Here is a 12,954-nt window from a genome sequence, read left to right as displayed (position 1 = left end):
TTTTTTCGTGTTGTAAAGATAGTTTAATATCTTTACAATCTTTTTGTAATATAAAAATCATATAGAACAGGAGCAGTATAAGTGAAAAAAATTATCACAGGTTTTATTACCATTTTCATAATGGCAGTTGCCTTTGCCTATCCACAGCTTGCGTCTGCACAGGCTGAGGTTACTTCCTTTAGTCTCTCTGCTTCTACCATTGCCTACCAGGGCAGCAGTGTTCCTGGCTACACAACGGTTGAGTTAAAAACGAGCGTACCCACCCGAGGGTATCTTCTTGTCGTTGGGAATGGCATACAAGCTAAAATCAATTTATCTACTGTGGAATATAAAACCGTGCACAAAGTAGATTGGGTTCCATGGGATGATACGAAAAAAGCTCCGCTTCCTGCAGGTGAATACCAAATTAAGGGGTATTTAACTGACCAGGATTACAATCAGTTACAAGGATATCCGCTTGGGAAGTTGACTGTAGTTTCAGAATCAACACCCAAGGCACTAATTGACAGCGTTTCTCCAAATCCTGGAGTGTTTTCTCCTAAATACGGACAAACTCAAACACAATCTGTTCAAATTCCGTTTAACTTGAACCGTCCGGCGGAAGTTCAGCTGACAATCCGCAATAAAAACGGAGATGAAATATATGCCGGCAGCAAGGAAAAACTTACTTCCGGAAGCCATGTTGCAACCTGGAACGGCACAGATCAAACGGGAAGAATTGTGATGGATGGAAGCTATCAGATTGTGTTTAAAACAATTGAGACGGCGTACAACTATCCTTCTACAACACCATTAATCTGGCAATCAGGCATTATTACCATTAAAGATGGCGATTATTATATTCCAGTATCAAGATTAAAGGAAATTGTTACAGATGCTTCCTTTCAATCGTCTGTTTTCACGCCTGATGGAGATGGAGTAAATGATAAAGTCACTGGTCAATTTACACTGGCAGTACCTGCAAAATTATCTGTTTATATTGCTAATGCCGCGGGAGCCCATGTCAAATTAGCAGTAAGTGAACAAGCATTCGAAGCCGGTACCCACACTTTCGAATGGGATGGCACAGATATGATGGGTGGAAAGGTAACCAATGGAAGCTACTATATAAAATTATCAGTAGTGGAAGGTTCGAACAGCGGTTATATTACTTTCCCAAGTGCGGTAAAAGTGGAAAACAGCGTCGAAATCAAAGCGATGCAGCCTGAAAAACGAGTGCGCGTCGTCAGTGAATCAGCGCAAATGAGTGTTGATCCTATGGGTCAAGGGTATACAGCTGTAAAAGGCGATACTTTCCCCCTTATGTCTGAAACGATAGAAAACGGAAAGTACACCGTTCTAGTCAAAGAAGGAATTACTGGAACTATCAATGCAAGTGATGTTGAACTTGTCACTGAACCATCTTCGACAGTACCGACAACCGAATATACCGTCGCTAGCGGCGATACATTGTGGAAGATTGCAGCAAAGTTTAACACGTCTATCTCTGAAATTGTGACTTTGAACAACCTTGATTCTAACCAATATCTATATGTAGGCCAAAAATTAAAAGTCCCTGCATCACAACCTGCAACAACCGTTCAGACTTTTGATTATAAGGTCCAGTCCGGTGACACACTATGGAAGATTGCACAAAAATTTGGAACAACCGTTCCAGAGATTACTGTAGCGAGCGGGATTGACCCTGCCAAGTATTTATATGTTGGTCAGACCCTAAAAATCCCTGCAAAAGCTGTAGTACCGCAGCCACCTGTCATTCAACCAGTGGTTCATACAGTGGTTAGCGGCGATACACTTTGGAAAATCGCACAGAAATACAACACTACTATTGATGCGATAGTGAAAGCAAATAATATTGATTTGGCCAAGCCCCTAATGATCGGGCAAAAAATCACCATACCTCAGTAAACATGAACCTGATTTCAATGATCTTGTTTAGCTGATTACATGTTGATACAAGAAAAATTTTTAAAAAAAAGTTAGCGATATATCTAAGATATACTCAACCACAAGAAAATATACGAATAATGAAACCACCAAGCATAGAAACTGCTTGGTGGTTTTTTACCTTTTTACAGGTTTATCAGAAAATATTGAAGTTCAACCGTTTCGTTATCTATTGGGCTTAGTTGGTGATGTTAATTCTTTTAACACCATTTTTTCACCCACTTCTTAATTGTTTTCTTCTCCTCCAAAATAGATAAAAGGCAATTGCAAGGACCAAAAATAACATAATGAAATAGATACTATATTTTAAAATATAAACTTCCACCAAGTCCCATTTTTCTCCTAGCTCTCTTCCTAATGTGATGAAAGCAAAACTCCAAAGAATTGCTCCGGCATAGGCATACACAACAAATTTTTTAAAAGGAAAACTATTTATTGCTGCAATATAAGCAGTAAGATGGCGAACTCCTGGAATAAAATAACCTATTAAGAAAAGAGGGGGTCCAACTTTTTTAAATAATTTCCCTGTTCTATTGATTTTTTCTTCCGTAATGTGAATTTTATGACCAAATTTTTTTAACAATGGCAAGCCGAATTTATACCCTATAAAGTAACTAAGCGAAATACCTCCTGCTGCACCAGCAAAAGCGCTTAACAAAGACGGTATGTAAGATAATTTTCCTTGAAACACATTATAACCAACATAGGTTAAAAGAACTTCATCGGGAATAGGGAGTCCGACAATCCCTCCGATTAACGCTATAATGATTCCGAAATAGCCAAAATGTTCGATAAGGTAATCCACATGCTGCTCCATTAACATCCCACCTAGAAATTATATATATTTAAAGATAAAGCTGCTAAAATTCAGCAGCTTAGTAATCAATTTAAAATGAAAAAGAAACTATTTAAGGCAAAAGCTATAACAAGCAACGCCCAATGTAACGAGCTCTTTTTGGAATGAAATAATTCAATAAACTTTTTAGCTTTTGTTTGATCCAGAGGATAATGGTAAAAAGGAAAAGTATGACACTGGTAAATCCAACTAACAATTGATATTTTATTTGTAGAATATAATTGGTAAAATTTCCATGATGATTCAGCGTGTGTATAAGAGTCGCAGAGATTTCATAGAAGTATTCAATCTACTTAAATAAAACGCTTGGATTTTAGATTATCCAAGCATTTTTAATCCACTAACCTGCTCGTTTGTTCAATTAGAAAAGCTGCCTCATTAACAGCTCCAATCTTGAACTCTTGCACCAATTAGTTGAAGATAGTCCTATAAATTTAGCTTTTTTATAACCTTATGCCTTCTTTTTATTGTCTAACAAGCGAATTAATTTTAGGTTTCCTATTAACAAAGCGTATAAAAAAGGATAAGAAATAGCAGATAACCACATATTCCAATTCTTATGATGTAATAATCCCATTTTTAGACATAGCCATTCGTAAAGGATAGAAAAAATAGACCAACATATTATGTAATAAAACTTATTCTTTAATGGACAATTGAAGGGATACCAATTAATCATAAGCATAGTTGCTGCTGGGTAAATCCCCAAAATAACAAGTAAGGACTTAGCCTCTACAAAATAAGGATTGAAAAAATAATACATGTTATATTTGTCTGTAAATCGATCAGCTAGTTCTGCAGTAAATAAGCCCCAAAAAATGCTTGCATAATATTCAATAGGACGTAATTTTTTTTTCATTAGAAATGCCGCCAGGTTAAACACAACAATGGATAAATAAAGAAACCACATAGAAAACATCCCTATCTTAAACACAAGATTAAATTCTTTTCTAGGATATACATATAGGAATTTTTTATAACAATTGAATTGAAACGAGTGCTTGTTCAACTAATCTGCTTCATTAGCTCAATAAGAAAAAAGCTGCCTAAAATAAGTCGTTTCATATAACACCTCTAACATTCTCATTCTTTCCTCCTCCCAGTATGAAAAATTACTTTCCCTTCTTCAACACTCCGGACCGTAAGTACAATAAGAAAATGTCGCTTATACTTAATAGACACTTAAGTTAATTTTAATCAGTTTTTAATAAATAGCCCCCCAGTTTCTAATATAGTAGAGAAGTAGAGACTAATACCATCTCAAATGAAAATAAGCGATGGAAGCAATGACTACTTCCAAAAAGGAGAGGAGTTCTTTTTTAAGAATTTTCTGAACAAACTGAAACAGTCTAACCTTCAAATCGGTAAATGATAAGCAAAGAATCACAAGTTACCATATTTTTTGAAATCGTCAAGATTATGGCAACCATTGTAGGAGAAACAGCGCAGACTTCCTAAATGATGAACTTGGATTTGGACGGGTATCCTTATTTAGAGAGAAATAAAATTAAGTTGTGGGAAACCACTTTAAAGAGAGGAAATTATATATGCAAGAAAACCAAAATAAAATGAAAATTTTACTTAACAAAGTGCCACAAGTGACGATTTTCTTTTGGATCATCAAAATTTTGTGTACAACTGTTGGTGAAACATTTGCTGATTTCATCAATTTCAACATTGGACTTGGTTTAACTCTTACTACCATTATTATGGGAGTTGCATTTTTTATTGCATTGTTTTTTCAATTTAAAGCAAGCAAATATGTTCCAGCGATTTACTGGGTAACAGTTGTTCTTATAAGCGTATTTGGAACATTGGTAACGGATAACTTGACAGATAATATGGGCGTACCACTTGAGGTTAGCACAGCTGTTTTCTCGGTGCTACTAGGACTGACTTTTCTATTATGGTATCTTAGTGAAAAAACACTATCGATCCACTCGATTTTTACTAGAAAAAGAGAGGTTTTCTACTGGCTTACGATCCTTTTCACCTTTGCACTTGGAACAGCGGTTGGCGATTTATATTCCGAACAACTTGGTTTTGGTTATCTTAACACAGGAATAGGCGTTGTTATTATTATTGCTCTTGTGTTCTTAGCTTATAAATTTTTGAAACTTGACGGAGTATTAGCTTTCTGGATTGCGTATATTTTAACTCGTCCGCTTGGAGCGTCAATTGGAGATTACCTATCTCAATCAAAAGTAAATGGCGGATTAGGACTCGGAACAACCGTTACGAGTGTGATTTTTCTTATCGCTATTTTAGCGATCATCGTTTTCCTTGCCGTTTCAAAAATTGATACAAATGCTAAAAGTGATATAGCGGAAACAAACCAAAGAAATGCAAATAAGAAACATGTGCTAACACAAACGATTGTTGTACTCGTAATTTTCTTAGTTGTTGGTATAGGTGGTTATAACTGGCGCAGTAATAATATTGCATCACAAGGTGCTGCAGAGCAAGCTACATTAGCAGGTCAATTAAACGATTTTGTTAAAATTGAAAATGATATGCTAAACGCTGTAAATAAAAACGACTTTTCTTCAGCAAAAAAAGGCGCTGATAATTTGGAACATCAGTGGGATACACAAGAACCTAAGCTTCGAAAAATTGATAGCACTACATGGACAAAAATTGATGGAACAAATGACTCTGTGCTAGCAGCGGTTCGTTCTTCAAAACCTGATGTTAATCAAAGCAAAACAGCACTTACAAATTCACTTAGTGTCTTAAAAGCTGCAAATAAATCAAAATCAAAATCGGGTGCTTCACAAACTACATTATCTGGACAGTTAAACTATTTTGCAAAAATCGAAAATGATATACTAAACGCTGTAAACAAAAATGACTTTGCTTCAGCGAAAAAAGGGGCAGATGAATTAGAACATCAATGGGACAAACAGGAACCTAAGCTTCGAAAAATCGATGGCGCTACATGGACGAAAATTGATGGAACAATTGATGTTGTATTAGCAGCAGTTCGTTCATCGAATCCTGATGTAAACAAGTGTAAAACAGCACTTAACAATTCACTTAGTACCATAAACGCAGCAAATAAATAATATTCTTAGGAATCGCTAATCGCGGTTCCTTTTTAATAGAACTCTTATTAAACTGCCCCGTTACTTGAATAAGAAAACGGCTTTACTCCTTCTTGAAGTAAAGCATGTGTTAGTTCAATAAGACTTACAAATTAGTAGTTAATAACCTCAACTCTGCATATTTCTACCGCTGTTGCCTCCAATCATGCAAAGGATTCTTGTCTTTACGATAAAATTCAATCATAAAAGACCGTTGATTAACGGTCTTTTTTTTATCTTTCATTAATAAAAAAAATCCTATTTGTAAAGTTAATAATTGGGGTTCGCTGTAAGATTCACTGATTATTCAATTTGTTTTTAAGAAATCTACATACTATGAGTTTTGTCTAAGGCTTCACGCAAAGCATTTGCCAATTTGAAAGGATCGTCATTTGCCCAAAAATGCATAAAGAACAGACGTGGATTCTCTGTTAACATGTGATTATGTAGAGCAGTTACTTCTATACCATGTTTACGTAATATTGTTGCAACCTGATTTACTTCTTCAGAAGTAAGTACAAAATCACCAGTCATGGCTGCTTTCCCATTTTCAGTTGGTTGTATATGTATTGCTGTTGCAACTCCCATAGCAGGAGGAATTTCTATTCCGTTATCCATTATTTTTTTTAACCGAGCGATATTTACGTGATAAACACCATTCGAAACGGTACCTTTATGTTTAAAGATTTTATCTAATTTTTGATTATCAATTGGAAATGAATACGAGACACCTTTTTGATCCAGATTTATTTTGGTTTGTTTCAAACCTAAACGAATCGCTTTCGCTAATTGAACGGCAAGACTATGTCCCTCAATGTGCATATACATTATCCGAGGTGATTCATTTAATAAATGATTATGTATCGCAGTTACCTTAATTCCTTGTTGAAGCAATTCAGTCATAACTGGTTCAATTTCTTTTTCCGTTAGAACTAAATCACCCATAACCATCGCTTGATTTGCCACTTGTTTAAAAGCCACCCATCCCCCTAATGCCAATCCTGTGCGTATTGGCATACCCTTGACGCTTACTTTCAAATCATTTCGTGGTAGGCTGATATAAAAAATTTCATCTTTCCTCAATTCACCTGTTTTTCCTATTCCTTTCTCTACAAGTCTCCATTGTGATGAAAAATCAGTCGTAGCTAAACGGTAGGGTGAAAAGTTCTTTGCATAGATTAAAGTACTCGCTGTAAAATTACCAATTAAAACAACAACTAATAAAGAGGTTATTATCATATATTTTCGTATGTGCATAGAATAAGTCTCCTTGGGTGTATAATAGATTTTATCCTATTTAGAGTCCCCTTTTTTTTTGCTTTTCTTGCACATTAAATTTTTAACAAATATTTCTCATCACATATTCATACTTACATCGCATTCTATCACTATAATTATCCAATTCCTTCTTCCACCAACCTGTATCCGTTGGTACAACAAAAGAAAGGAGCTGCCGTAGCAACCCCCTTGTTAAACTCTTGCACCGGTTACTTTAAGTACAATTCTTCACAATCTGTTTAGTTAATCGAACTAGCAATAAGATGAGTTTTCAAGCTACTTTGAAGTGGGACATAATTTCGATTTTTCAATGTTTCTATTTAAAAAGGATAACGACTGAATCCATTATCGCTTCATATCCAATTTGAATATAAATTTTATTGGAAGTAGGATTACTAATATCAGTGTATAAACTTGTTGTTTTATAACCTCGATCTAACAGGTGTTGTGTGAAAGCTGAAACACAATCAGAAGCATATCCCTTTTTTCTTTCGATAATCGGTGTGTAAACATAGCTGATTGTAATATTATTTTGGGTTGGACGTGTAGCATAAGCCATTGAAACCAATTCTCCGTTCACTACCCACGCAATAAAATTCCCTTTATTAATCATTAATTTAGCTTTTTTATCGGCTTCCTCTAAACTTATAGGTTGGTTAGTTTCATAACAAAACTGATACACCCATTCTTTAATTGTGTGATGATCCTTTTCTATAATTCTCCGAAGCATTCCATTTGTATTTGTTTTTTTTACAACTTTTTTTAGTTTATAAATTTTTTGGTCCATTAAGACACTTGCTTGTTTCCCTTTTAAGTTCGAAACATGCATAGCTAAATCAGTAGTTAATTTCTTTTCACCAATAAAGCCAGGTATTTCTTGAATGGTGTTACTCAACTTTTCTCCTATAACGTGTATTTCCTTAGACGTAAATGAAACTGATTTTGATAAGATTATTTGACCAGGATGTGTTTGTAGTAAGACCAACCCAATGTCGTTGTCTTTTATTACCGTTGCCATCAAAAGAGGACTTTCTTCATTTTCACTTAAAGATAGCAAGACGCCCAATACTAAATTGTTTTCAGCTTCAAATTGTACTAAGAATGAGATCACATCTTTCTTAAATAATGTAAGATCCTCATACTTCACTAGTTTTATCAAACAAATCATCCCCTTTGGGTAGCCCCTGAATGATTAAAAGTATTTCTAAATAAATACTCTTGAAAAACTAAATTATGTATCCTTTATTATGCCTTCAAATTGTATTAAATTGGTTATTTTTCTCACCTTAGGGAAAAATACCTTTATACATTTATTTCCTATTGGCAACGATACAGCCAATCACAATTAAGCTTTTGGTGATCTTACCAATCCACGGGAGGAGAACTATGCATTTATTATTAACCATCATCCTAATAATCGTGGTGTTTTGGAAGGGTGATTGGCGACATTGGCAGAAATACATTCTTACCATTTATTATGTGGTCACCTGTAACCTACTTTACAATTTGTTGTGCAAGGATCACATGCTTTGGAAACATAACCCGGATATCCTTCCGAAATCACATACGCTTGTTGATTTACTTTATACCTTTATCGTCCTTCCAGCCATGGTCTTGCTTTTCTTGAGCCATTACCCATTTTCAAATTCAAAGGGGAAACAAGTTCGATATATTGTTTTGTGGGTAGTTGGTTCGTTAATTGTCGAATATCCTTTTTATAAAATGCATCGGATCATCCTAAATAACGGGTACGATTATTGGATGGAACCATTCTTTTATACCTTGATGTACTCGATGATTCGACTTCATTATTCAAGGCCGTTTCTAACCTACGGGCTCTCGATTGTCGTTATTGTGTTTATGCTTCATTATTTTAACGTTTCAATTAAGTAAAAGGGAACTCCAATCGAAACATCAATTTGAATTACCCTAGCTGTAACTACCATAAGAGAGGTTAAAAGGGATGTCAGTTGATTATGTTTATCTTATTCTTATGTGGGTCATTGGTATAATTGCCTATCTGTTCTTAACGCCAAAGAATCACTACAGAAAATTGCTATTTACCCTCCTTGTATGTCAGGCATTTTTGTGGCTGAATTCTCTTATCCATGTGGAATTCAACCTGCTAGCATTTCCAGTTCGTGAATTTCCCAAAGCGACGGGCCTACTTTTCACCACGGAGTTTTTCTTTTACCCGCTCCTTTGTGGGTTTTATATCGCCTATGAGCCAAAACGTTCGATAATGGTTCGTTTAATCTACTTGTCCATTTGGATTTCCGCCTTTACTCTTTATGATCTGATCCTGGTGAACTATACAAATTTAGTCGAATACGTTCACTATGCCTGGTATTTTACTTGGATTGATCTCTTTTGTATCTTTGCGGTCACGAACGTGGTTTATCAGTGGTTTTTTAAAGACAAGGAGCATTTTCGTACCGATCGGGAGGCGGCTAAATGAAACGAGAATATTGGATTTTACTCATAGTGTGGGTATTGGCAGTGGCGTTGCTGTTTACCATTCCAAAAAATAAACTTCGTTTAGCTGTGACAGCTTTTTTCTTTACTCAGGCGATTACTTGGATAATTGGCTCATTAGTGGTCGAATATGGGCTGATAACATATCCCGTCAGGTGTTTTGCTGACGCCAATCGTTCAAGTTTTACCTACGAGTTCTTTGTATACCCAGTTGTGGCTGCTGTCTTTAATGTGTTTTACCCGTACTCCCGCAGCATGTTCATAAAGTTCCTCTACTTTAGTGCCTATTGTACCGCACTGACTATTCCTGAAGTATTTATCGAAAAATATACGGACTTAATAGAGTATTATCACTGGACCTGGTATTGGACTTGGACTTCTCTATTTCTTACCTTTATGCTGACGCGTGGGTTTTGTGTGTGGTTTTTCAGGGGGATCGTAAGGGAAATGGATTAATGGTATTGGGCTGTCTCTGTCAAAAGTACTAATAGCAGCTCAAACACTCGGGCGGCAATTCATATTAATAATACAACTGGCAGGTTCAAGTAATTGGATTGCTTGATTCTTTAGTACCGGTTGCTTTTTTGCCATTCGGGTCTATTGGGCTGTGAAAAGGAATTCACTTGGTAGTTAATTACTACCAATTATGTATTTTCCCTTCAAATTTATGTAAAAAGGGTGTTTAATAGACATAGTAATGATTAGGTAGACAAAAAGTCTGAAATGCTGACAAATTATGATATAATAGACAATGTTTTGTAACAAATATGATATAATAGACAATGTTTTGTAACAAATATGATATAATAGACAATGTTTTGTAACAAACATTTAGGAGGACCAAATGGAAGAGACTATTAGTTTAAAAGAATTGCTCGAGACATTAAAAAAACGATTGCTATTAATCGTGTCGATAACTGTCATAGCAGCCATCATTAGTGGAGTAGTAAGTTATATTTTCTTAACCCCGATTTATCAAGCTTCTACACAAATACTCGTTAATCAAAATCAAAATAAAAATGAACAATCTTTATACAACACGAATGAAGTTCAAACAAACCTTCAATTAATCAACACCTATAATGCAATCATTACCAGCAAGAGGATATTAAATATCGTTTCCGAAGAACTTAATTTAGACATGACGTATGAACAATTAAAAGGAAAGATTACAGTGGGAAGCGAAAAGGATTCCCAACTTGTCAATCTGTCGGTTCAGGACCCTGATGCTAAGCTAGCTGCGCAAATTGCCAACAAAACGGCGGAAGTGTTTAAGAAAGAGATTGCCAATAACATGAATGTCGATAATGTGAACATTTGGTATAAAGCAGATGTTTCTGAAAATCCATCACCAATTAAACCACAACCATTATTAAATGTGGCGATCGCCATTGTGGTTGGATTAATGGCTGGTGTCGGAATTGCATTCTTACTTGAGTACTTTAATAACACGATTAAAAACGAACAAGATATTGAAAAAATTCTAGGTCTTCCAATCTTAGGTGTCATTGCTACAATAGATGATCAAAAGATACAAGAATCGGCAGCAAGACGTGCCGCAAGAAAATCAACCGCAAGAGGTGAGAATTTTGGCGCTTAAAAAGAAGAAATTAAACAGTAAAGATGCAAGAAGAAAGCTTGTCACAGCGGTTGATCCAAAGTCACCTATCTCTGAGCAATACCGGACGATTCGGACAAATATCCAATTTTCCTCCGTTGATAAAGAAATAAGAGCCATCATGGTTACTTCTTCTGGCCCTGGTGAAGGGAAGTCGACGACAGCTGCCAACCTAGCAGTTACGTTTGCTCAACTAGGCACAAAGGTATTACTTGTAGATGCTGATCTACGTAAACCTACGGTTCACCATACCTTTGGTATAAATAACTTATTTGGCTTTACAACCGTGTTAACCAAGCAAAAGACACTTGAAAAAACGGTTCTTGAAACAGAGGTGCAGGATTTATTCATTTTAACGAGCGGACCAATTCCTCCAAACCCTGCGGAACTAATAGGTTCAAAATCTATGGAACAATTTCTCGAGGATGCAAAATCTCAATTTGAATATATTATTTTTGATACCCCGCCGTTATTAGCCGTAGCGGATTCGCAAATCCTTGCCAATCAGTGTGACGGTTCCATCATGGTTGTCTATAGTGAGAGAACAGAAATTGAACCTGCGAAAAAGGCGAAGGAATTACTTGCTAATGCACAAAGCAAATTGCTTGGTGTGGTCTTAAATCATAAAGAGGCAAAAAGTGGAGACTATTACTATTATTATGGTGCGAAGTAACAAATTCCTCCTATCACATGTGCTATAATTAACAATTTTGACAAAAACAACAAGTTGCTGGAAAGAATGTGGGACTAATGATCGATTTACATTGTCATATATTACCCGGTATTGATGACGGGGCAAGGGACTTGTCGGAAAGTGTCATGATGGCTCAGAAGGCAGTTGAACAAGGTATTCACACCATTGTTGCTACCCCGCATCATTTGAACAATCGTTATGAAAATTCTAAGCAGACAATTATGGATAAAGTCCGAGAATTAAACAAAGTTTTAATAGATAAAAAGATTGATTTAAACGTTCTTCCAGGTCAAGAAACTCGGATCTATGGGGAAATGGTTGAAGACTTCGAAATCGGTGAAATTCTGCCAATTAATAATACACAATATGTGTTAGTAGAGTTTTCCTCCACGCACGTACCAAGATATACAGAAAAGTTATTTTACGATTTGCAGACAAAGGGGCTCATTCCGGTTATTGTTCATCCAGAACGGAATCAAGAAATCATTGAACGGCCGGAAATCCTTTATCAGTTAGTTGAAAAAGGGGCTTTAACACAAGTTACCGCAGCAAGTATCTGCGGAGATTTCGGGAAAAAGATTAAGACATTTTCTCTGCAATTAATCGAAGCCAATCTCACGCATTTCATTGCATCGGATGCTCATAATACCAGCAGCCGTACCTTTAAAATGAGAGAAGCGTTTGATGTGGTTCAAGCAAAGTACGGGAATGAAATGGTTTATTTGTTCCAAGAGAATGCAGAAATTGTGATTGAAGGCGGTCATGTATACAAAGAAGTCCCTGAACGAATAAAAAAGAAGAAGTTCTTTAAACTGTTTTAGCCGACTAAGTCGATACGAATAGACGGTGTTGAACGTGATGTAGGAGGAGTAATTCTTCTCCTAGCTTCAAAAAATATAGGATGTTTGGATGTGTAAACGATTAACTGTGTATCAATCTATAAATATCTAATGAAAGAATAGGTGTAAAGCACTTGCAATTCCATTAGATATTTATTTTTTTG

The 12,954-nt window shown here is 35.8% G+C and carries 12 protein-coding genes; 8 read left to right on the top strand and 4 right to left on the bottom strand.

Features of this window, described 5'->3' with window-relative positions:
* Positions 1 to 81 precede the first annotated feature (81 nt).
* On the top strand, positions 82 to 1,908 hold the full coding sequence (locus ACJ004_RS17395; RefSeq protein ID WP_410894410.1) for a LysM peptidoglycan-binding domain-containing protein: 1,827 nt from the start codon (positions 82 to 84) through the stop codon (positions 1,906 to 1,908).
* A gap of 253 nt (positions 1,909 to 2,161) precedes the next feature.
* Here ACJ004_RS17395 and ACJ004_RS17390 read toward each other — a convergent pair whose 3' ends face one another.
* Positions 2,162 to 2,764 (bottom strand): DedA family protein, encoded by a 603-nt coding sequence (locus ACJ004_RS17390; protein WP_410894409.1) that lies wholly within the window; start codon positions 2,762 to 2,764, stop codon positions 2,162 to 2,164.
* Between the two features lie 490 nt (positions 2,765 to 3,254).
* The gene (locus tag ACJ004_RS17385; RefSeq protein WP_410894408.1) at positions 3,255 to 3,662 is read right to left on the bottom strand and encodes a CBO0543 family protein; all 408 of its coding nucleotides are present in this window, start codon (positions 3,660 to 3,662) and stop codon (positions 3,255 to 3,257) included.
* A gap of 709 nt (positions 3,663 to 4,371) precedes the next feature.
* Here ACJ004_RS17385 and ACJ004_RS17380 point away from each other — a divergent pair.
* On the top strand, positions 4,372 to 5,868 hold the full coding sequence (locus tag ACJ004_RS17380) for a COG4705 family protein (RefSeq protein WP_410894407.1): 1,497 nt from the start codon (positions 4,372 to 4,374) through the stop codon (positions 5,866 to 5,868).
* Positions 5,869 to 6,213: 345 nt separating this feature from the next.
* Here ACJ004_RS17380 and ACJ004_RS17375 read toward each other — a convergent pair whose 3' ends face one another.
* Both ACJ004_RS17375 and ACJ004_RS17370 read right to left on the bottom strand, forming a co-directional pair.
* Positions 6,214 to 7,143: a DUF1259 domain-containing protein gene (locus tag ACJ004_RS17375; RefSeq protein ID WP_410894406.1), complete on the bottom strand. Its 930-nt coding sequence runs from the start codon at positions 7,141 to 7,143 to the stop codon at positions 6,214 to 6,216.
* A gap of 337 nt (positions 7,144 to 7,480) precedes the next feature.
* Positions 7,481 to 8,323, bottom strand: coding sequence for a GNAT family N-acetyltransferase (locus tag ACJ004_RS17370; RefSeq protein WP_410894405.1), 843 nt, complete (start codon positions 8,321 to 8,323; stop codon positions 7,481 to 7,483).
* Positions 8,324 to 8,550: 227 nt separating this feature from the next.
* On the opposite strand from ACJ004_RS17370, the gene ACJ004_RS17365 reads away from it, so the two are divergent.
* The 6 genes from ACJ004_RS17365 (at position 8,551) to ACJ004_RS17340 (ending at position 12,772) form a co-directional block, all read left to right on the top strand.
* The gene (locus ACJ004_RS17365) at positions 8,551 to 9,057 is read left to right on the top strand and encodes a CBO0543 family protein (protein ID WP_410894404.1); all 507 of its coding nucleotides are present in this window, start codon (positions 8,551 to 8,553) and stop codon (positions 9,055 to 9,057) included.
* A 70-nt stretch (positions 9,058 to 9,127) separates the two neighbouring features.
* Positions 9,128 to 9,622, top strand: a complete 495-nt coding sequence (locus tag ACJ004_RS17360; RefSeq protein ID WP_410894403.1) for a CBO0543 family protein — start codon at positions 9,128 to 9,130, stop codon at positions 9,620 to 9,622.
* Positions 9,619 to 10,095 carry a CBO0543 family protein gene (locus ACJ004_RS17355; RefSeq protein WP_410894402.1) on the top strand — a complete coding sequence of 159 codons (477 nt, stop codon included), beginning with the start codon at positions 9,619 to 9,621 and terminating at the stop codon, positions 10,093 to 10,095. Before ACJ004_RS17360 ends, ACJ004_RS17355 begins: the two co-directional genes overlap by 4 nt.
* Before the next feature lie 388 nt (positions 10,096 to 10,483).
* Positions 10,484 to 11,239, top strand: coding sequence for a YveK family protein (locus tag ACJ004_RS17350; RefSeq protein WP_410894401.1), 756 nt, complete (start codon positions 10,484 to 10,486; stop codon positions 11,237 to 11,239).
* A complete protein-coding gene (locus tag ACJ004_RS17345) occupies positions 11,229 to 11,930 on the top strand; it encodes a CpsD/CapB family tyrosine-protein kinase (protein ID WP_410894631.1) in 702 nt (233 codons plus the stop codon). The genes ACJ004_RS17350 and ACJ004_RS17345 overlap by 11 nt, the downstream gene beginning before the upstream one ends.
* Before the next feature lie 77 nt (positions 11,931 to 12,007).
* Positions 12,008 to 12,772 carry a tyrosine-protein phosphatase gene (locus ACJ004_RS17340; RefSeq protein ID WP_410894400.1) on the top strand — a complete coding sequence of 255 codons (765 nt, stop codon included), beginning with the start codon at positions 12,008 to 12,010 and terminating at the stop codon, positions 12,770 to 12,772.
* Positions 12,773 to 12,954 lie beyond the last annotated feature (182 nt).

It is taken from the genome of Neobacillus sp. 204 (assembly GCF_046562815.1).
Lineage (GTDB): Bacteria > Bacillota > Bacilli > Bacillales > Cytobacillaceae > Neobacillus.
The sequence above is the reverse complement of the archived record's forward strand: the minus strand, read 5'-3'. Positions and strand labels throughout refer to the sequence as shown.

What these genes read in the sequence shown, in the direction of transcription:
- ACJ004_RS17390 (WP_410894409.1), bottom strand. Translation starts at nt 2,764, where the DNA reads ATGGAGCAGCATGTGGATTACCTTATCGAACATTTTGGCTATTTCGGA.
- ACJ004_RS17385 (WP_410894408.1), bottom strand. Translation starts at nt 3,662, where the DNA reads ATGAAAAAAAAATTACGTCCTATTGAATATTATGCAAGCATTTTTTGG.
- ACJ004_RS17380 (WP_410894407.1), top strand. Translation starts at nt 4,372, where the DNA reads ATGAAAATTTTACTTAACAAAGTGCCACAAGTGACGATTTTCTTTTGG.
- ACJ004_RS17375 (WP_410894406.1), bottom strand. Translation starts at nt 7,143, where the DNA reads ATGCACATACGAAAATATATGATAATAACCTCTTTATTAGTTGTTGTT.
- ACJ004_RS17365 (WP_410894404.1), top strand. Translation starts at nt 8,551, where the DNA reads ATGCATTTATTATTAACCATCATCCTAATAATCGTGGTGTTTTGGAAG.
- ACJ004_RS17360 (WP_410894403.1), top strand. Translation starts at nt 9,128, where the DNA reads ATGTCAGTTGATTATGTTTATCTTATTCTTATGTGGGTCATTGGTATA.
- ACJ004_RS17355 (WP_410894402.1), top strand. Translation starts at nt 9,619, where the DNA reads ATGAAACGAGAATATTGGATTTTACTCATAGTGTGGGTATTGGCAGTG.
- ACJ004_RS17350 (WP_410894401.1), top strand. Translation starts at nt 10,484, where the DNA reads ATGGAAGAGACTATTAGTTTAAAAGAATTGCTCGAGACATTAAAAAAA.
- ACJ004_RS17340 (WP_410894400.1), top strand. Translation starts at nt 12,008, where the DNA reads ATGATCGATTTACATTGTCATATATTACCCGGTATTGATGACGGGGCA.